Annotated in this window: 24 protein-coding genes and 1 tRNA gene; 3 read left to right on the top strand and 22 right to left on the bottom strand. The window is 58.9% G+C overall.

Features of this window, described 5'->3' with window-relative positions:
* Positions 1-171 carry a hypothetical protein gene (locus CRO75_RS33205; RefSeq protein WP_239990575.1) on the bottom strand — a complete coding sequence of 57 codons (171 nt, stop codon included), beginning with the start codon at positions 169-171 and terminating at the stop codon, positions 1-3.
* A 1,130-nt stretch (positions 172-1,301) separates the two neighbouring features.
* On the opposite strand from CRO75_RS33205, the gene CRO75_RS12120 reads away from it, so the two are divergent.
* Positions 1,302-1,388 (top strand) — tRNA-Leu (locus CRO75_RS12120).
* A gap of 80 nt (positions 1,389-1,468) precedes the next feature.
* Here the strand turns inward: CRO75_RS12120 and CRO75_RS12115 are convergent.
* The 5 genes from CRO75_RS12115 to dcm form a co-directional block, all read right to left on the bottom strand.
* Positions 1,469-2,494, bottom strand: a complete 1,026-nt coding sequence (locus tag CRO75_RS12115) for a tyrosine-type recombinase/integrase (protein WP_097135555.1) — start codon at positions 2,492-2,494, stop codon at positions 1,469-1,471.
* On the bottom strand, positions 2,495-2,701 hold the full coding sequence (locus CRO75_RS12110) for a DUF4224 domain-containing protein (RefSeq protein WP_080768734.1): 207 nt from the start codon (positions 2,699-2,701) through the stop codon (positions 2,495-2,497).
* A 38-nt stretch (positions 2,702-2,739) separates the two neighbouring features.
* Positions 2,740-2,943, bottom strand: a complete 204-nt coding sequence (locus CRO75_RS12105; protein ID WP_097135553.1) for a hypothetical protein — start codon at positions 2,941-2,943, stop codon at positions 2,740-2,742.
* Positions 2,944-3,099: 156 nt separating this feature from the next.
* Entirely contained in the window at positions 3,100-3,477 is a 378-nt protein-coding gene (locus tag CRO75_RS12100) for an ASCH domain-containing protein (RefSeq protein ID WP_097135551.1), read from the bottom strand.
* Between the two features lie 76 nt (positions 3,478-3,553).
* Positions 3,554-5,056: a DNA (cytosine-5-)-methyltransferase gene (gene dcm, locus CRO75_RS12095; RefSeq protein ID WP_097135549.1), complete on the bottom strand. Its 1,503-nt coding sequence runs from the start codon at positions 5,054-5,056 to the stop codon at positions 3,554-3,556.
* 84 nt (positions 5,057-5,140) lie between these two features.
* On the opposite strand from dcm, the gene CRO75_RS12090 reads away from it, so the two are divergent.
* Complete coding sequence (locus CRO75_RS12090; RefSeq protein WP_143503912.1) at positions 5,141-5,668, top strand: hypothetical protein; 528 nt, start codon at positions 5,141-5,143, stop codon at positions 5,666-5,668.
* An 8-nt stretch (positions 5,669-5,676) separates the two neighbouring features.
* On the opposite strand, the gene CRO75_RS12085 is transcribed toward CRO75_RS12090, so the two are convergent.
* The 13 genes from CRO75_RS12085 to CRO75_RS12025 form a co-directional block, all read right to left on the bottom strand.
* Positions 5,677-5,985 carry a hypothetical protein gene (locus tag CRO75_RS12085; RefSeq protein WP_097135545.1) on the bottom strand — a complete coding sequence of 103 codons (309 nt, stop codon included), beginning with the start codon at positions 5,983-5,985 and terminating at the stop codon, positions 5,677-5,679.
* 75 nt (positions 5,986-6,060) lie between these two features.
* Positions 6,061-6,522, bottom strand: a complete 462-nt coding sequence (locus CRO75_RS12080; protein WP_097135543.1) for a hypothetical protein — start codon at positions 6,520-6,522, stop codon at positions 6,061-6,063.
* On the bottom strand, positions 6,519-6,761 hold the full coding sequence (locus CRO75_RS12075) for a hypothetical protein (RefSeq protein ID WP_097135541.1): 243 nt from the start codon (positions 6,759-6,761) through the stop codon (positions 6,519-6,521). The genes CRO75_RS12080 and CRO75_RS12075 overlap by 4 nt, the downstream gene beginning before the upstream one ends.
* The gene (locus CRO75_RS12070; RefSeq protein WP_097135539.1) at positions 6,758-8,380 is read right to left on the bottom strand and encodes a YqaJ viral recombinase family protein; all 1,623 of its coding nucleotides are present in this window, start codon (positions 8,378-8,380) and stop codon (positions 6,758-6,760) included. The genes CRO75_RS12075 and CRO75_RS12070 overlap by 4 nt, the downstream gene beginning before the upstream one ends.
* On the bottom strand, positions 8,377-9,264 hold the full coding sequence (gene recT, locus CRO75_RS12065; protein WP_097135538.1) for a recombinase RecT: 888 nt from the start codon (positions 9,262-9,264) through the stop codon (positions 8,377-8,379). Before recT ends, CRO75_RS12070 begins: the two co-directional genes overlap by 4 nt.
* Before the next feature lie 155 nt (positions 9,265-9,419).
* Positions 9,420-9,623 (bottom strand): hypothetical protein, encoded by a 204-nt coding sequence (locus CRO75_RS12060; protein WP_097135536.1) that lies wholly within the window; start codon positions 9,621-9,623, stop codon positions 9,420-9,422.
* Positions 9,620-9,811, bottom strand: coding sequence for a hypothetical protein (locus CRO75_RS12055; RefSeq protein WP_097135534.1), 192 nt, complete (start codon positions 9,809-9,811; stop codon positions 9,620-9,622). Before CRO75_RS12055 ends, CRO75_RS12060 begins: the two co-directional genes overlap by 4 nt.
* Positions 9,808-10,245, bottom strand: a complete 438-nt coding sequence (locus CRO75_RS12050; RefSeq protein ID WP_097135532.1) for a hypothetical protein — start codon at positions 10,243-10,245, stop codon at positions 9,808-9,810. Before CRO75_RS12050 ends, CRO75_RS12055 begins: the two co-directional genes overlap by 4 nt.
* Positions 10,246-10,266: 21 nt before the next feature.
* Positions 10,267-10,473, bottom strand: coding sequence for a DUF551 domain-containing protein (locus tag CRO75_RS12045; protein ID WP_097135530.1), 207 nt, complete (start codon positions 10,471-10,473; stop codon positions 10,267-10,269).
* 21 nt (positions 10,474-10,494) lie between these two features.
* Complete coding sequence (locus tag CRO75_RS12040) at positions 10,495-10,686, bottom strand: hypothetical protein (protein WP_097135528.1); 192 nt, start codon at positions 10,684-10,686, stop codon at positions 10,495-10,497.
* 614 nt (positions 10,687-11,300) lie between these two features.
* Positions 11,301-11,558, bottom strand: a complete 258-nt coding sequence (locus CRO75_RS12035) for a hypothetical protein (RefSeq protein WP_177409744.1) — start codon at positions 11,556-11,558, stop codon at positions 11,301-11,303.
* Positions 11,559-11,596: 38 nt separating this feature from the next.
* On the bottom strand, positions 11,597-12,163 hold the full coding sequence (locus CRO75_RS12030; protein ID WP_097135524.1) for a hypothetical protein: 567 nt from the start codon (positions 12,161-12,163) through the stop codon (positions 11,597-11,599).
* A 78-nt stretch (positions 12,164-12,241) separates the two neighbouring features.
* Positions 12,242-12,421: a hypothetical protein gene (locus CRO75_RS12025; protein WP_097135523.1), complete on the bottom strand. Its 180-nt coding sequence runs from the start codon at positions 12,419-12,421 to the stop codon at positions 12,242-12,244.
* A 463-nt stretch (positions 12,422-12,884) separates the two neighbouring features.
* On the opposite strand from CRO75_RS12025, the gene CRO75_RS12020 reads away from it, so the two are divergent.
* Positions 12,885-13,202 (top strand): DUF1654 domain-containing protein, encoded by a 318-nt coding sequence (locus tag CRO75_RS12020; protein ID WP_097135521.1) that lies wholly within the window; start codon positions 12,885-12,887, stop codon positions 13,200-13,202.
* A 508-nt stretch (positions 13,203-13,710) separates the two neighbouring features.
* On the opposite strand, the gene CRO75_RS12015 is transcribed toward CRO75_RS12020, so the two are convergent.
* The 3 genes from CRO75_RS12015 to CRO75_RS12005 all read right to left on the bottom strand — a co-directional run.
* Positions 13,711-15,339 carry a hypothetical protein gene (locus CRO75_RS12015; protein WP_097135519.1) on the bottom strand — a complete coding sequence of 543 codons (1,629 nt, stop codon included), beginning with the start codon at positions 15,337-15,339 and terminating at the stop codon, positions 13,711-13,713.
* 264 nt (positions 15,340-15,603) lie between these two features.
* Positions 15,604-15,882, bottom strand: a complete 279-nt coding sequence (locus CRO75_RS12010) for a hypothetical protein (RefSeq protein WP_097135517.1) — start codon at positions 15,880-15,882, stop codon at positions 15,604-15,606.
* A 310-nt stretch (positions 15,883-16,192) separates the two neighbouring features.
* Positions 16,193-17,077, bottom strand: an 885-nt coding sequence (locus CRO75_RS12005; protein WP_143503910.1) for an Ig-like domain-containing protein, incomplete at its 5' end; no start/stop codon positions are given.

Below are 17,077 nucleotides of genomic sequence, written 5' to 3'. Positions count from 1 at the left end.
CTAGATCATGATGGGTGTCGATTCATCGTTCAGCACCAGCATGGAAGTTTCTTTCTTCGGTCCGGCCAGTACCACTCGAGTTTCATTCAATGAGATACCGGCATGGGAAGGCAGGGCAAACAACGACAGAAGTCCGGCAAACGCCACACTCATGGCAAGGAACTTTTTCATGGAATTTCTCGAAAGTGCTGAAAGAGACATCGGTGCGCTTCTTTCTTATGGCGTGTTCATTATCCAATACGGGTGATTGTGGGACTTTCATCGCATGCCTTTATAAATGCCGGGGCATACTAGTGGCACTGGACTTTCCCAGGTATCAGTCGATTCTTAAAACGTTGGTGACCCCTGGGGCACTGGGACAGAAGTGCACAATCGGGAGTATTCCGCGACTTTTGGCAGGTATAGCGCGACCTACTCGTTATATTGATGGCGTCCCATCCACCGGCTCGCTATCGCAGTCCGTTCAAGATATTGGCTTGGCAGGTAAGGGAGTTGCTGTGCCCTGTTCGCCGAGTTGGATAAGCAGTAAGTCAGCCCCGCCTCGAACGCTTGCGTCGATACGCTAGCCCGTCCGATCACCGCTCAACCGAGGTGCTCGCCCGCGTGCTTCTGCCGGCTACGTCCAGGTTTCCTCAAGCTGTTCAGGTTTCTTCAGAATTGTCTTCGAGACATGCGCGACCGCTCTGATTAGAGTGGTCCCGCTTGCCCGGCCAGGTGTGTTTACGATGGATTGCTGAACGGCCAACAGCTGGTCAGGGTGGGCGCCAATTCAGATCCGGCATTGTGCCGGGTGATGTTGCGGTGTCTTTGCATAATCCCTCGCTGAAAAAATCCGGAAGAGCGATGCAGCTCTTTCTCTGTCTTAGGCTTGGTTGATCGCTCCTTCGCGGTTTGGCCTATGGCCTGTGTCTTCGGCTCCGCTGGCCCATGAGTTCAGCCATCCCAGGATCCCCGTGTCGGCTGGGAAAAATCTGCCTTCGCCTGTCTGGAAAGCTATAATCCTTTTAGAATCAGATGGTTATGATTTTTTTAGTGTGATAGCCTGCTGGCATCTCTGGTTTTTATCAGTGGCATGCAGCTTCCTTCTGCGCCGGTTCGATTCCGGCCGTAGCCCCCACCGATAGAAACAGCTCTGTAGATCTATGATTTACGGAGCTTTTTGTTTATGGGCAGGCTCGATATTCAGTCTTGAATTTGACGCCAACGAACTTGCTTCAAAGGGAGGGGATGTATATATTTCACCCCCTTGCCGCAAGGCGCTGAAACGGCTCAAGCCTTTCAGACCGCAACACCGCGCTACCGCCCGAATGGCGAAACTGGTAGACGCATGGGACTTAAAATCCCCCGCTCGTAAGGGCGTGCCGGTTCGATTCCGGCTTCGGGCACCATCTATTTCAAGGGTTTGCGGCTGTTTTGGCTGTGAGCACTCAAACAGTGAATTGCCGCAATCCTAGATTGTTGCCGCAATTCACTTGGTCGGCGAAACCTTCTTGCCCCTCCTATTTCGGATGTAATGCTCGGTCATGACGACGGTTGTGTGCCCAAGCTGGTCCCGGGCCTGGACGATATCGCTCGACTCCTCCTTGTCCGTACCGGCCTTAGCTCGTAGATCCCTCATCTGAAATTCCGGCTTGGCCACGCCAGCGGCTTCTCTGGCCAAATCAAACCTTCTCCGCAACATTGCCGTCGTCATCGGCGTGCCATCCTCCAAAACGATCAGCCGCGTCGAGCGGACCTTGTGGGAAGCCTTCCTTGCCACGATTCGATCAAGAACAACCTTCAACTCTCCAGTGATCTCGATACGTCGTTTAGCCTTTGTCTTTCCTTGCTGAACAGCTAAACGTCCTTCGCGGATGTCGCGCTCGTCCATTTTTAAGGTGTCAGCGATTCGTTGTCCGGTCAGATAAAACAGATCCAAGGCGTCCTGAAGGCCTACATCTGCCTTGTCATACACGCGCTTCAGCAGTTCATCCTCGACATATGTGTCGCGGCCGGTCTCTTTGTTCCCCTTGATTCCGGAGCAAGGGTTTGCCAGGGCGGTGTAACCTTTGTCGCGTGCATAGTTCCAGATGGCGCTGAAGAGAGCTTTTTCGCGATTCGCGCGGACTGGCGCCGAGGATCTCCAGGTCAAATACTGCCTGATATGTATTGGCTCGACTTTGTCCAGTGGTCCGGGCGGGTCGTCGAAGAAGGCCAGCAGGTTTTTCATTTCCCTGAGGTTGTCCTTCTGGGTATTCGAGCCCTTTGTAGGAACGACCTCCACTAGGTATTTCTCCGCAACATAGCGGAAGGTGATGACCTTCGCGGCAGCTTCTGTCGCGGTACGGTCACGCTCAAGGCGTGCGTACTCCATGATGGCAACGCCGTAATCCTTCCCCAGATAAATCTCTTTGCGCGGCTTCCCGCCAAGGTCGTAGGTGAAATACACCAGCTTGCCGCGCTTCCTTTCCCTGAGCCGAGAAATGCTCCCGGGCTTTGTCGGTCTACGTCCCATTTATCCCGCCTTGCGTGGCTTCCAGGTTAGCTTTTCTTTCGGATCTACCGGGCCGCCGATGAGCGCCGCTGAGATGACGCATGGCCATCCGCTGCGTTTGATCGTGTGGCGAATCCCATTTCGAACGAGAACTGCGATCTGACCGGCCTTTGTCCTTGCTCCGGTCAGTTGACACACATCCTCATGTGATAAAAATTCAATTGTCATAATTTTCCCCATGCCGCCCGCGGCGGCAGAGAATGAGTTCAGGGCCTGGCCCGCTGGATGATGTAAACGATGCCGCTTGCGGTGACGGCCAGCCACAGCACCGACCCAGCAAAGGCGGCAATGAGGGCGGCCTCGGTCCCGCTGTCCAACATCCCCGGGACGGCGTAGAAGAGCCAGAGCAGGGTGATCAGCAGGTAGGCCAGCATGCCGACCAGGATCTCGAAGAGTTTTTTTGCAGACATGGGGATTCCTCGCCCGCCTGGCGGGCTTCTGAATGTTGAGTGTGATTTGCAGAAAGGTCTTGCAGACGCCGGCGTTGCGCGCGGCTACTGTTGGGTTGTTCGCCCGGCCCGTTGTCCTGGCTATCCGTCGACTTTCCAGCGGGCTGTGGCGAACTCCTATTGCTGGATCAGCGCGTCAGGCACTTCAAAGAAGCCAAGCCTGCCCTTGAGCGGGGTGAACGGCAGCGGCTTTGGATCGCGCAGCAGGAGTCCCTTCTGACCCATGTACCAGGGCGAGTCGCTGGTATCGAGGCTGTCGACCAGCCCAACCGAGCCGATGATGCCGCCGCGCTGCATATCGGCACGATCAGGCATTGGCAGGCCGCGGTCGTAGCAGTACAGCAGCGCCTGGGTGAACTCAGCGCTGGTCATGCCCTTGGCGGCGTGCACTAGGAACCGGCCGCGATACTTCGTGTGCCAGCTGCGGTTCTCGATGTCCTTGCCGCCGTGGACGATCAGCCATGCCCAGGGCTGGCGAATTGATAGAGCTTTCATCGCTTCGGCCCTCGGTAGATGTGCTGGCCCAGGTTGCTGGCCGGGAGCTGGGGGCGAAGTTGCTTGCGGAGCGTGGTTAAAGCTGCTGCAGAATCCGCCTACCAATCCAGCGAACCACGGTGACAGCCTTGCTGTTGCCGATCGCCTTGTAGCGGGGCCCGTCCGGGCATTCCTCGGCAGGCTTGCCGCGCCAGGGGATCAGCGTGTAGTTGTCGGCCATGCCCTGGAGGCGCTCGCACTCGATTGGCGTGAGGCGGCGAACTGCTGATCCGCCTACCAACATGGACGCCTCTGTAGTTGGGTTGCTGTTGTTGCGCATGTTCCCGGACCGTAGTGTTGGAGACAGCTCCGCAACGATGTTCGGCCCCAGGGCGGAGTTGGTGTTGTCCAACTGCTTGCCGTAGTTACTGGTAACCGTTTGCGCGATCTCCCGGCAGTACAGGGCGTTCTCCTGGCCATTATTACGGCCCAGTGTGTGGGCCTTATCAATGCTGACGCAGGGGTCTTGCGTGCCATGCACCACCAGGTGGCTATGCTCGTGGTTCGCGTCTTGGCCAGAGCAGCCTTGCAAGCGTCCGTAGCTCGCATCGAGGGTCGCAGCGACACATGGCACGTCGTCGTAGCTGTAGCCGCCATTCTTCCGGCCGCCGCCGGCTAGCGTGGGAGCGACAAAGAACGTCTCGCTTTCGATGTCCAGTCGGCTGTCTTTCGCGGTGAGAGTCGCAGCTCGCTCGATCGATCCGCTCAGGCTGTGGCCACCGAATGCCGGTATCCCGCCGAACATCCCGACCGCGGGCCCCTCGTCACCCTCGCAGTTCGGGCAGCCGTAGACGCCTAGGGATTCCCCAAAGACGTATCCGCATCCGCACTGGAGCGCAGGGCCGAAAGGAGCTGTTCCGGTAACGTCTTGCCCCTCGCCTCGGCGCGGCGCAGTATCCCGGCGCACGCCTTCGCGCTCAAAAAGTACCTCAGTGGGATCGAACCCGTCTCGAGCACTTGCGACAACGAACACACGACGGCGTCGTTGGGCCAGGCCGAAATATTGGGCGTCCAAGACCCGCCACGCGATTGTTCTTTTGGGTCCATACACACAACCAGCGTCCTGCCATTTCTTCCCTGGAGGCTGCAGCTCGCAGTCTTCCCCAGCAAGCGCGCCAAGAAAGCATCCGAAGGCGTTCCCCTTGTCACTGAGGACGCCGGGGACGTTCTCCCAGGTGACGATGCAGGGCGGCTTTCGCTGACCTGCTCGAACATAGTCAACTGCATCTGCAAGCTCCACGTATTTGATGGTGAGGGCGCCGCGGGGATCGGTTAGGCCTTCGCGCATACCGGCCACGCTGAAGGCCTGGCAGGGTGTGCCGCCGACGAGGATATCCGGCGCGGCGATCTTGCCGGCCAGCACCAGGGCAGCCAAACGGGTCATGTCGCCGAGGTTTGGCGTATCGGGGTAGTGGTGGGCCAGCACCGCGCACGGGAACGGCTCAATCTCAGCGAACCAGGCGGCACGCATTCCTAGCGGGTGCCAGGCCTGGGTCGCAGCTTCAATGCCGCTGCAGACGCTTCCATAGGTAATGGGCATGGTTGATCCTCGCCGGCTGGCGTGATTCGTAGAAGTGGGCTATTGCTTGATGGCCCGGCATGAGGCCGGATCAAGGAAATCAGAGTGTTTACTGGAAAAATCCCGAAAGAAATGCCGCTAAAATTGCTCCGCGCAATCGATGGCATGTACCTAGATAAGCACGGCCATGGCATCCGGCATTTGGATGAGTTCTTCGCGTTGGCCACTGCTCACGAACTGTTCGATCAGCACATCGACGGTCTTTTCGAAGTGGAAGGAAACGTCGCACGACCGTTGCTTCTCGATAACTTCAAGGAACTTGAGCGAAAGGGATACATGCGGTGTGAGGGAGGGTTGAAGTACTTTCTGACCGAGGCTGGTTACGAACAGGCATCCAAAACCAAATGGCAAAGTTTTGTTGATTACTGGAATTCGAATCCTGGGTTGAACACGCTGGTGGCGATTCTTAGCGCGATGATTGCCACGGTGAGTCTCGTTGTCGCCATCATAGCGCTGAGCAACACAGGCGCGCCTAAACCCCAAAGTAATCAGCCTGGAACTGAAACGTCTCAGGTCCTGGCTGCTCCCCAGAAAGCAGAAAATAGCCAGCCCATCCAATCGCAGAAAAAGTGAGATATAGGTCAGGCTTCGACACCGGTCTGGGCAAATCGCTCAAGTTGTCGCGACTGCTTTTCCGTGATTACGATTTTCTGTCGCGACATGCTGGCGAAGCGTGCCGATTCTTCGACCGACGCCGCAGCCAGATTCAGGATCAGCGTCGACACCGTCTCCTGCCATTCCTCAAAGCCGTGGCGCTCGCCGAGGATCAGCAGGGCGTCATCGAGAGCTTTCGAAACAATCAGCGAACGTTTCTCGGCGCCGATCCGCTCGAGCAGCGCCTTCTCCTTGGCGCGTTTGTCCTTCTGCAATTGGGCATTGCTCTTGGCCATGGCCTATCTCTTCAATTCCACTGGCCGGCAGTGCCAGCCAGGTCTGTCGTTTGCGTTGTTGGGTGCGGAAACGTCTCACGCTGCTACCTTCACCTGATTCCAGGCGCCGATTGATGCCAACAGGGAGGACAACTGCGCCTCGGGCACAGAGGTGTTTCCAGGAACGGCCAGCCACCCCATGCCGACAAGGTGGTTCGGATTGCAGTCAGCTTTCACCTCGTCGTAGAAATGCTCGAGCACATCCGAAAGCCTTTCCACCAGGTGGACGCCATCCGGTGTTATGTCGATTGACTTGATGTACTGAGCGCCATCCTGCCGAACGCAGATGCCGGCTATGTAAATCGTCCAGCGGTGCGCTACATCACACAGCGCGTCGGAAACCGGCTTCGAGAGAATCTGCTTTCCGTTCTTCCAGTTGATCATGACCTGAAGGCCGCTCGGGTCGATGTTGATAACTGCTGCATGGTTGGTGTTGACCAAGGCCCGCATACTGCGCTCGATCTGGACTCGTCGATTGCATGGTTTGCGCTTGCTCATAGTGAGTCCGCCATTTTTCGAAGGGCGCGGCGTTCGGCCAGAGTCATCGGTCTCGGTTTACGCTTGAGGACCGTTTCAGGATCTACCCGGGTTGAGCGGGGAGGCTGCAGGGGATTTCGCGGCGGGCTTTTCAGTCGGGAAATCTGGCCGCCGGAGGCCAGGTACTGCGCAACCTGGTCACTGAGTGATTCCGCGCTCTGCCGCTGTTGCTCGATCAGGCTCAAGTGGTTGCTGATCATGCCGCCACCTTCACCAGCCTCACGCCGGCCATGCTGAACTTGGTGCCCTGTGCCGCAACCATCGCGTCGAGCTTTTCCCAGTCCACGGTCAGCACCGTGATAGGCGCATGACCTCCGGCGACGGCATGAATCAGCGCCTCCAGGTCGAACACTTCAGCCTGCAGGCTTACCGGCGCCGCAGTGGTGGTCGCTGGCTTCGTGGCGGACTGAACCGGTGCGGCGGGTTTCACCGACGCCGGGCTAGCGACTGGTGCAGGCTCAACCGGCGTCCTGGCCTTCGCCTCGTCTTCCATTCGCTTCAGTTCCTGCTGGCGGATCTGTTCGCGTTGGGCCTCGGCTTTCTGCTCCTCGGCCTCCTGGTGTTCGGAGATCCGCACCTTGATCAGCGCGACTAGGTCGTCGTTCGCCTTCATCACCAGCTGCTGAACATCGTTGAACAGGAAGGCGTGATCGACTGCCAGCTCGGCCAGGCTGGCCAGATTGATGCGGATTGCGTCCGCGGTTTGGCTCGCAGCAATTTTCGCCCGAGCCAGCTCGGTATCCACGGCGTCCTGCAAGCTGGCGATCGTGCGCTTGTTCTTCATGGCGCCGACGAAGTCCGCAGTCACCGCCGGCAGGGTGACCCGGCCCAGAGTTTTGTTTATCGCTGCGACGTGATCCGCCAGCGCCTGCTCGGCCTTTTGCTTGATGTTGCTCTTCACCAGCAGCTCTTGGGCTTTCACCAGCTTGTCGACTTTCAGGCGAGTTTCCCGGGCGTGCGCGCAGATGCGATCGAGAGACGAAAACAGCTCGTCGATGGTCTGGGTTTGCGAGAGGGCCTGTTTCTTCGCGGTGTCGACTGCTTGCTCGACATCGCCGCACCACTTCACAGCCTTCTTGGCATCGGCGAAGTCCTGATCCGTCACCAGCGTGGTTTTCACCGAGTCGATTACCGCCAGCGCCGACTCCTCGAACACCTTGAGGTTGCTCGCGGTGACCATGCCGGTTAGCTCGATGCGGAGTGCGGGAAGCTCGTCCGGGGCTTTGCCAACAACGATCGACGGCGCCTCGGCCATTTCGAAGTTGGCCAGGTCGGCCTCGAACTGTTTCCAGCCTTCGACTAGTTGCGCCGCGCGACCGGTGACAGGCCGGTATTCCATGTGCACGAAGTTCTCGGCGGTGCCGTCGGAGCAAACGAAGATCACACGCTCTGCACCGCTCACCAGCAGTTGCTGCTCAAGCTGCCAGTAGTAGTGCGGTTCCAGCTCTCCAGCCTTCACCTGGGCAACCAGCGACTCGTTCCACAGCTTGTGCTCGAACAGGGTCTCGCCAAGCATCGTGGCGCCGTCCATGGAGGCCAGCAGTTTGCCGTCGGTGCCCACGACTGGGTAGAGCTCTTCGCCGATCATGGCCTCGACGAGCGGCCGGGCCAACGCTTCGGTGGCGTGGCCCTTGTCGAAAATGTGCTGCTGGGCCGGGGTGACTTCCGGCGTGATGCCGGTTTTCTTCACGGTCAGCAGTTCGGTTCGGGTCTGGTATTTCGAGACCCCCATCATGGCGGGAGCCTCGGAGGCGGTGTCGTGCTGGGCGCGGAGGGCATTCCACTCGGCGGAGCCTTGAGCTACGTTGTGAATTTTCATACCGGCTCACCTTCAATCGGCGCGAGGCCTTGGATGGTTTCGATCTGCTGATCGGTCAGGGTGTACTTGCTGGCGATGGTCGCGATGACTTTCTCGGGTGTTGACCGGCCCGCGTCGATCGCGGCGCGCCATTTCGGCAGGTTCTCGGCGAGCTTGTCGTCGGGGTAATCGCGGAGTTCATCGGGAGAGGCTGTCGGGCGTGGTGAAACGTCGCGGACAGTTGGCGCGCTTTCTTCGAGCTCGTCCGGGCTGTATACGCCTAGAATCACGTCTGGGCAGTAGAGGCGCGACCAGCGTTTGGTGGCCAGGTAGGCCAGTTGCTGGCGAGGATCGTCCGCCCAGAGTGTGCTGTTGCGGGTGCGAGCCTGGGCCAGAAGCAGCTCAAGGACGCGTGGTTCGTCCTCGCCGCGGAAGGTGGCCCAGACCTTTACGCCTAGGCCTTGCTCGTCCTCCAGCTTCCAGCCCGGGACGCGGTACTCGCCCTTGTCGCCGTTCTTGATGGTGAACTGTCCGATCACCTTCTCCCAGGCCCCGAACCACTCATAGTGCAGGCGATCCATCACCGGTGCGCAGGTGGTAATGACCGCGTTGACCAGCTGAGCCTCATAGCCAAGGACGCCGTTGACCAAGTGCGTTTTCTGGGCCACCGCAAATGGATTCATCTTCCACTGCATCGATTGCATGACGACCGCCAGACAGTCCGCAGGGTTTCCATTGAAGTGCTTCGGCAATGTGGCGCGGCCGGTGGCCATGACTTCGGCCAGGCGCATCATCTTGTCCAGGCTGTCGCCATCCAATACCAGGGCGCTGGTGCTGGTTGCGGCATGCGGCAGGACGTGAAGGTTTCGTTCGTGCGCCACCGGCGCCACGTTTTGTGCGGACATGACTGTTCCTTGCCGCGCCAAGCGCAGCGATGAATGCTTGATTTAGGAGGTGATGCGGTCGGCTAGGGCGCCCAGCAGCATCAGGAAGGTGCAGAAGAGAAGGGTGATTGCAGATCCGCGCCAGTAGGCCGCGCGGCGGGCGACTTGGAGGCGGCTCACGCCTTTACCTCATAGGCTACTGTCCACTCTCCGCAAAGGCAGGCCCGGCCGCTCCAGGCATGCACGTTCGGGATGCCCGCATCGTGAGCCAGCGAAAGGGCGCCAAGCCACTTGGCGTGAGTGAAGGCCAGGATCATGCGGTCGGCGGGCAGCTCTTCAAGCTGCTCATCGATCAGGGACTTAACCGGTGCAGTACTCATGCTGCCTCCTTGCGCCGCTGGCAGGCTTCCAACAGGCGCTTGCAGTAGTGGTTGAACTCGTCAGTGGTGATTGCGCCATCGGTGAACAGGCGAGTGATCAGGTCCTGCACCAGGACGTCGATGTCCGACTGGCTGCCTGGGTCGGCGACCCCGTCCAGGGCCTGGTCGATGAGGATGTGCGGACTCACCAGCCAACCTCCCGCTCCAGATCATCCTGCTCGGCCTGCAAGGCGACAGCTTTTGCTACGTGTGGACGAAGCAGGTCGAGGGCTACTTCCTTGCGGGCCGTCTTGGAGCCCAACAGGTACACCTGTAGGTCAAACATCCTGCCGCCGCTGCCGAAGCTGCCGGCCAGGGCCAGAAGCTCGCCGAAGGCGTCAATTTCGTCTTCGCCATCCTTCTGTCGCTGATTGGCCAGGTCCTGGAGTGCTTGCCAGTAGTCGGCCTGGGTGACTTCGCCGCGGTCCGACTTTTTGTAACCCCACTCGATGCGGTAGCCGAGTATCAAGCGTTCGGCGTTCGTTTTCAGCCATTCAGCCTCGGCTTCGGCCTGGGCTTCCTCGCTCACCGGAGGAGGCAAGCGTTCGTCATACTCAAACTGTGCTTCGCGTAGTGCGCTCATGGTCGCCTCCAGGGTGGCGGGTTACTCGGTGGGCGGGGCGGGGAGTGGCTGCCAGTGCGTAGGCGTGATGTCGCAGCGGTCGCCGTCGATATAGCGCCAAGGCCGGTGCTCATTGCCGCAGGTCATGGCGAAGAAGGGGCCGTCGTTGGTCTTCTTGCCCAGGCGATACACCAGCACGCGCTGGCGAATGGGCGGAAGCCTGTCGCTGCACTTGATCCAATCGCTCATGGCGACCTCCAGTGTTTGGGGTTATGCGGTGGTTGGCACGGCTTCACGAAAGCGCGAAGGGCTCCAGTCGCACGATTCGTCAGCAGGGATGTGGCCGAACATCAGCGTGCAGCGGCGGCAGTGCACGCAGTCACCGCAGGTCTTGCCCTCGGGCAGATTCATTTGGTCTGCGTTATCCGTCGACCGTGGTAAAGGCGCTCGTTGCTCGCTCATGACTTGCTCCTGGTTGATCCAACAAAACTCGGCTGCACTCATCCGATCCACTGGTTGCCGTTGGGCGTGGAGGGGAGTGCATGCGACTTGTGTCGGGGAAGACGAAAGCCCCGTTGGACGTCGGGGCTTTCGGGTGCAGCTCTACGATGCAGTGATCTCAGAGTCAGAATTTTGGGCGGGACAGTGATCGCCAGAACGACCGCCGACCCTCAGTACATCGCCAGTGCTCACGGTGAAAGCGCAGTGGATCGGTTGGCAGGCCGGCAGGGATAGGCGGTTCTGGCCGCACATGACTCAGCGCTGCGCCGATCAGGATGATCTGGAGCATGGTGCTCTCCGGTTGGGTTGTGATGCAGAAGGCCGGTGCTGATCTCCGGGAATAGCGGTCATCGCTTACGCTGCTCAGCAGCAGCGGCTGTTAGCTCAACCATCCGCATCGGGGTGTGATCTACGACGGGTTTCGAAGCCCGCAACCACCACGGCTCCAACCTATGGGCATCCAGCCCTATTCCGGTCGGGGGTAGCCCTACCATTGAGCTACGCAGATCACACCCCGATGCGCTCTCATAGAGAGGATCGGGCAGTTAACGACAGGCTGTCGTGGCGCTGGTTGTTCAGCCGATGATGATCGGGTCTGCAATGAAGTCGTTGAGCGACTGCTGTTGAGCGTCATCGCTATCGAGGAAGCGAATCGCCCAAGGCATCAATGTCTGGACGGTACCGTCAGCCATTTCGACGATGGCGACGCTGAAATTGCCAGGGCCACTCTCGAACTCCTCGTACTCAACGCCCCAGCCGTGAAACTTGCCTTCTGCCGCGTCTTTTATCCCTGTCCGGCGCCCACGATCGTCGTGCAGGGCCTTCATGGTCATAACTGGTCGCATCGTCTTGCCCTCCAGGGCTGTTGATTTCAGATAGAAGCGAGCTTGTCGGCCCTATCCAGCAGGGCGATGCAGACTCGCTCGTCGAATCTGTCGGTCGTGCGGTACTGATCGACCGCTTGCCGGATGACGCCAGCTTTGGCGATGGCCCAGGCTCTGTGCGCTTCGTGTGGACAGTCAAAGCTGCCTACGCTGGTGCGACTGCCATCCAGCCAGTGAACTCTTGCCATGAATGGCTTGCCGCGCTTCGTGTGTGATACCCCGACAGGCAGATCGCCTCGCTGGGATGGTCGATCTATGGCCAAGTTGTTCAGGATGCTGGGCACGAACACCGAAGTTTCCGGACGGTAGATCTTCGCGCCGGGGCTCAAGATGTCCTTGTCTAGGTGATTGCCAAGCCAGGGCTGCTGCTCCATCCAGGCTTTAAAGACGCTGAATCTCAGCCATGGCTCCGCAACCTGGCAGCCTTCATAGTGGCGATCATCACGCTCGCCGAAGCAGCGCCGGAGAATCCCTTTCCACCTGCTGTAGAAGGGGCAGTTGTGATAGCGGGGCAGGTCGTTGATGCCTATCCCAAGAACCAATCCTCTTGCCATGGTTATCTCCTGTGCATCAAAGCGGCCTCGGTGAATCGGCTTTGATGCCGGCCCTGTCGCCAAGGCCAGCCAGTGAAATCAGGCAGCGCGAACTTTGCTGGCGCGCGCTTTCATCTCTTTGCCGTCAACGTCGACGACCAGGTATTCACCGCCACCGCGGCCGGTACCCAGGTTCTTAACACCGACGAATTTGCCGGCCTTCTCCGTGCCGCGAGGATTGGTAAGGATGACCGGCTGGCCTTTGGTAAATGCGCTCATAGGAGCTCCTTTCGTTGGGTTGTGGTTGTCATCCCAAGCAACCCTCGCAAGAAGGCTGCTCAGTGATGCTTTCCGCCGTGACCCGCTACTGGCGGCCGTCATCGGCTTGAATCCAACTACCGAGAAATCCTCGGCAGTTGCTATGTTGTGTTGGCCGCTGCGACGGCATGCCGGGCGCAGCAGCTGAATTCTCTAAAGCTCAACAGACCAGCGAGCCGACGTGTCGGGCAAGGGAGCCTGCTGTGTTACTTACTGTTCACCCGGGCTTATGGCCACTGTCAGGAAAAGAACTCTGGCGCCGGGTGACTCGTCTTCACGTTGTTAAAGAGCGGCGGGCCTCTTGAGGCCCTGTCCAAGTGCAAGTGGACTTGCATTTATAAAAGCATGCTTGTGTTTATAATGCAAGCGAACTTGTGCTTATTTTTAATACTGTATGCATGTACAGATATTCATGAGGTGCAGTATGAGTAAGCAGAAGAAGAGCCAGGGGCCGCAGGAGCGGCCAGAGCTAACTGGCCTGGAGAGGTTGGGGCTCAGGGTTTCAGCAATGATTGGTTCGCCGGTGGCGCAGATTCAGAGGTGGGTGACAATTCATCGCCTGGACACGGACGGCGATCAGGAATGGGAGGCCGTTCTCGAGTTGCTGGCTGAAACTGACGGCATCGACATGACCTTCAACGATGACGGCACGGTCACTTTGAAGTGGGATAGGTCGAGTGACGAGGATCGGGTGATCGAAGGAGGAGAGTTGGAGGAGGTGGATGAACCGCCACCCTTTTAGCTAGGGCACAAAAAAGCCCGCACTTAGCGGGCCTCGGATGGATTCCTGTTTCTAGTCAGAGATCGGCGGATACTTGCCGCTAACCGAGTCCCGATACACGATCTCACTGAAAAGCCTTGGCTCATTGCGTAAAACGGCCAGAGCCTGTTTGGCTTCAGCTTTTGTTTCGAAGGGGCCAGCACCGATAGCCAGGCCGATCATTTGGACTACAGGCAGATCAAGAGCAGATATTGCATCCCTCACACGATCTTGCTCTTCGATATCTCTGCATGGAACTGTAAGTTCGCAAGTTTGTTGGCACACACTTGCAGGATGATTGGCACGGCCCTCAGCGAACGTGAGGGCGGCAATTTGCGCGATATTTGTCACCAACCGGCATCGCAAGGATTTGTCGCGCGGTCGTATAGCTATGGGGATTGTCGCGTTATCACTTTAGCCGCGAAGCGACTCTGGGCAGCATTCGGTTGATGCATGCCTCAGGCGAGGATCGCCCGGGGCATGCAACGACTTAGGCACCGATGACCATATTGGCCATCGTATCGATGGCCGATGCTGCGGGGGCTGGAGCCTCAACCTGCACGATCTGTGTGTAGTAGCTATGCGTGTTGCCGGCCTTATCGATGCTGTGCGTATACACAACGGAGGGGCCTACGAAGCTAGGAAACTCGCTACTGGAGACACTCATTGACCATCGTCCCGCGCTATCGACGGCCACCGTCTTCGTTATGGCAGGCTCGGTACTGGAAGTACCAAAAAACCAATTCATAAGCACCTTGCCATCCGGTTCGGCAGTGCCGGTGAGAGTAAAACCCGCAGCCCTCTCGGCAGCAGTGATCCGATTGTCGCCAGTCACATCATCAATCGTTGGAACTTTTGGGGCTACCGTATCCACTACCACTGCCCGGGTGTTTATGGAGGTCTTGCCGGCGGCCGTAATGGTGGAGTTACCATCGGCTGGCACCTCGCTACGATCGAAGCCCGCCGACCACTTGCCCTCAGTGTCAGCCGTTACACTCTTTCGCGTCCCTCCCCACTCCAGCTCAACGGCACTACCAGCCGCCGCACGACCGCTGACAGTGACGCCAGCGTTCCTCTCGGCAGCATTGACCTGATCGTCGCCGCTTACAGTATCAATCGTCACGTCCCCAGCCCCGCGCGTGAAGGTGTCTTCCCTCCAGTCATCGACCGTGTCGCTGGTCAGTGCGCCCTGGGCCTTAAGGTCGTCAACAGTGGCCGACGAGCCCTTGCCGGCCAGGGTGTAGCGCACCGTATCGGTACGGACCGCACCATCGGCGAACACCAGCAAGTCGCGGGTCAAGCCGATCAGGCCATTGCCGACCGTCACATGCTCGGTCTTGCCATTGACCTCGCGGGTCAAGATGATCGAGCCTGATTCGCTATCCAGTGTCTTGTGGTAGTCCGCCCAGGTGCCGGTAAAGAAAATACGGTCTTCGCCGCCCAACAAATTCTTGGCATTAACGGTCGCACCCGGGGTGACGAACACTTGATCCACCCCGGCGGAACCGGCAAGCACCTGGGCCACGCCTGGGGTCGGCAACGCAAAGTTGGGCCCCGGCTTGGCAAACCCCCGCACGCTGCCTCCTGGGTTATCCGGCAACAAGGCTCCCGGATTACCGGAGGTGACCTGGGTATTCCAGTCGTCGGCCGTAGTGTCGGTCAGCGCGCCCTGGGTTTTAAGATCCTCGGTGCTGGCCGCCAGCCCCTTAGTAGTCAGGGCCTCGCGCACGGTGTCGGTACGCACGCTGCCATCGGCAAACACCAGTAGGTCACGGGTCACGCCAATTCGGCCATTACCAACCATCACGCGTTCGACTTGGCCATCAACGGTGCGGGTAAAAACGATAGCGCCGTCATCCGTGAGGGTCTTGGTGTAATTCGACCAATGCCCGGTAAAGAAGATGCAATCCTCCCCCCCGAGCAGTTGCCGAGCATCGAGCGACACCCCCGGTGCCGCCCGCACAACGTTCGACACGCTGTTGCCGCTGACTTTTACATCGCCACTCAGGCGATAGTCATAATCGACCCCATTAAGCCTGTACCGAGCCCCCTCGGTGCGCAGGTCCAGGATGTCACGGCTGGTGGATGGATTAATAAGATAGAGCAGGTTGGTTGACATGGATGATTCCTGTTATATGAGAACTTGAGGTCTGCGGCGTGCACTGGTACGCGATGGGCGGTGTCAGGCTGATGCAGATACACTGGAACGTGGGGCAAGGCTGCGCCGCCGATGCCAGCGCAACGGCCTGACAATATGTCCTTGCATCCGAATAAAAGAACTCCGCCAGCGGCGAAAGGCGCGCTCCAAGCGGGGGAGCTTGACGTAAAGTCAACGGCGTTTCAGAAGAAACAGAGCCACGAGTTAGCGGGAAACCCAGCCGCCTTAGGACTCGTCGAGTTCGATACTGCGTTCGCAGTGCCTGGAATCGAGCCGATCCAGGAAGCGGCATAACACGCAGCCCCAGCGCCTGCCTGCACGGGCCGCCTTCCCGGCCCGGCTGCTAATGGTCTCGTCTTCATGACCGCCTAACGCCGCGTTCACCAGTTGGTCGTGCGCAATTGCCAATCTCCAGGCGCGCTGACTGCCAACCAAGGCGGCCAGCAGCATCCAAAGGGCGACCACCAGCGAACCGAGCAGGCACAGCAGCCAAAGGCCGATCAACGACAGACGCTTTATGCAACAGCCCCCACGGGAAAATTAGGCGGCCAGCCGCCGGTGAGATCACAAATCCCTGGGGAGTTCTGCACGTTCGCAGGTATACACTTGCGGGATGATTGGCACGGCCCTCAGCGAACGTGAGGGCGGCAATTTGCGCGATGTTTGTCACCGACCGGCATCGCAAGGATCCTTGCGTGCGGTCGTATGGCGATGGATTTGGGGGCGCTTAGCCGCGAAGCGATTCTGGCCAGCATGAACTTGGTTGGCGCATGCCTCAGGCGTGGATAGCCCGGGACATGCACCAACGACTGGCTTAGGCACCGATCACCATGTTGTCCAAGGGGGAGACTATCAGGGTACCCGGCTCACTTGCGTCCATCTGCACCTGATAATCTCGATCCGAGGAGTTACCGATTTGGTCCCGAACAAGTAAATGGAGGGTACCGTTACCGTTCAGGATTTGTTCATTAGTCAACGTCAACGACCACTTGCCGGTATCGTCGACGTTCACATTTTTCGAGTCTCCATCCAAATTCCAATAAACGACCATCTTGCTGCCCGCCTCGGCACTGCCGGTTAGGGTGAGGCCGGCAGCCCGTTCGGCGGCCGTGATTCGATTGTCGCCAGTCACCGGATCAAGCACCGGTTTATCCGGAGCGATCGTATCCACCGTCACCATCCGGTTGATTGTGGATACTTTGCCGGTTTGGCTGGTGACGGTGGCTGTAATGGTGGTGTTGCCATCGGCTGGCAACTCGTCGCTACTGAAGGACGTAGACCACTGGTTATTGGCGTCAGCCGTTACGCTCTTGCGCGCACCCGCCCACTCCAGCTCAACGGTACTGCCGGCCGCCGCACTACCGTATACAGAGACACCACCAGAATATTTGTGGTACTTACTCACCTGATCCTTGTAGCCCACTTCGGCAATCTTCGGCGCTCCGGGTCCACCCGTGAAGGTATCACTCTTCCAGTCATCGACCGTGTCGCTGGTCAGTGCGCCCTGGGCCCTTAGATCGTCGACGGTGGCCGACGAGCCCTTGCCGGCCAGGGTGGAGCGCACCGTGTCGGTACGGACCGCGCCATCGGCGAACACCAGCAGATCGCGGGTCAAGCCGATCAGGCCATTGCCGACCGTCACATGCTCGGTCTTGCCATTGACCTCGCGGGTCAAGATGATCGAGCCTGATTCGCTATC

The sequence above is a fragment of the Pseudomonas sp. LAMO17WK12:I10 genome, assembly GCF_900215185.1.
In the GTDB taxonomy this organism is placed as follows: Bacteria; Pseudomonadota; Gammaproteobacteria; order Pseudomonadales; family Pseudomonadaceae; genus Aquipseudomonas; species Aquipseudomonas chlororaphis.
Note: the sequence above shows the minus strand (reverse complement) of the source record. Positions and strands in the feature narration are given on the sequence as shown.

Bases quoted from the DNA above. Each gene is read 5' to 3' on its own strand.
- CRO75_RS12050 (WP_097135532.1), bottom strand. From the start codon at position 10,245: ATGAGCGCACTACGCGAAGCACAGTTTGAGTATGACGAACGCTTGCCT.
- CRO75_RS12030 (WP_097135524.1), bottom strand. From the start codon at position 12,163: ATGGCAAGAGGATTGGTTCTTGGGATAGGCATCAACGACCTGCCCCGC.
- CRO75_RS12110 (WP_080768734.1), bottom strand. From the start codon at position 2,701: ATGACAATTGAATTTTTATCACATGAGGATGTGTGTCAACTGACCGGA.
- CRO75_RS12070 (WP_097135539.1), bottom strand. From the start codon at position 8,380: ATGAAAATTCACAACGTAGCTCAAGGCTCCGCCGAGTGGAATGCCCTC.
- CRO75_RS12020 (WP_097135521.1), top strand. From the start codon at position 12,885: ATGAGTAAGCAGAAGAAGAGCCAGGGGCCGCAGGAGCGGCCAGAGCTA.
- CRO75_RS12085 (WP_097135545.1), bottom strand. From the start codon at position 5,985: ATGGCCAAGAGCAATGCCCAATTGCAGAAGGACAAACGCGCCAAGGAG.
- CRO75_RS33205 (WP_239990575.1), bottom strand. From the start codon at position 171: ATGAAAAAGTTCCTTGCCATGAGTGTGGCGTTTGCCGGACTTCTGTCG.
- CRO75_RS12080 (WP_097135543.1), bottom strand. From the start codon at position 6,522: ATGAGCAAGCGCAAACCATGCAATCGACGAGTCCAGATCGAGCGCAGT.
- CRO75_RS12100 (WP_097135551.1), bottom strand. From the start codon at position 3,477: ATGAAAGCTCTATCAATTCGCCAGCCCTGGGCATGGCTGATCGTCCAC.
- CRO75_RS12105 (WP_097135553.1), bottom strand. From the start codon at position 2,943: ATGTCTGCAAAAAAACTCTTCGAGATCCTGGTCGGCATGCTGGCCTAC.
- CRO75_RS12060 (WP_097135536.1), bottom strand. From the start codon at position 9,623: ATGAGTACTGCACCGGTTAAGTCCCTGATCGATGAGCAGCTTGAAGAG.
- CRO75_RS12015 (WP_097135519.1), bottom strand. From the start codon at position 15,339: ATGTCAACCAACCTGCTCTATCTTATTAATCCATCCACCAGCCGTGAC.
- CRO75_RS12075 (WP_097135541.1), bottom strand. From the start codon at position 6,761: ATGATCAGCAACCACTTGAGCCTGATCGAGCAACAGCGGCAGAGCGCG.
- dcm (WP_097135549.1), bottom strand. From the start codon at position 5,056: ATGCCCATTACCTATGGAAGCGTCTGCAGCGGCATTGAAGCTGCGACC.
- CRO75_RS12115 (WP_097135555.1), bottom strand. From the start codon at position 2,494: ATGGGACGTAGACCGACAAAGCCCGGGAGCATTTCTCGGCTCAGGGAA.
- CRO75_RS12040 (WP_097135528.1), bottom strand. From the start codon at position 10,686: ATGAGCGAGCAACGAGCGCCTTTACCACGGTCGACGGATAACGCAGAC.
- CRO75_RS12025 (WP_097135523.1), bottom strand. From the start codon at position 12,421: ATGAGCGCATTTACCAAAGGCCAGCCGGTCATCCTTACCAATCCTCGC.
- CRO75_RS12045 (WP_097135530.1), bottom strand. From the start codon at position 10,473: ATGAGCGATTGGATCAAGTGCAGCGACAGGCTTCCGCCCATTCGCCAG.
- CRO75_RS12035 (WP_177409744.1), bottom strand. From the start codon at position 11,558: ATGACCATGAAGGCCCTGCACGACGATCGTGGGCGCCGGACAGGGATA.
- recT (WP_097135538.1), bottom strand. From the start codon at position 9,264: ATGTCCGCACAAAACGTGGCGCCGGTGGCGCACGAACGAAACCTTCAC.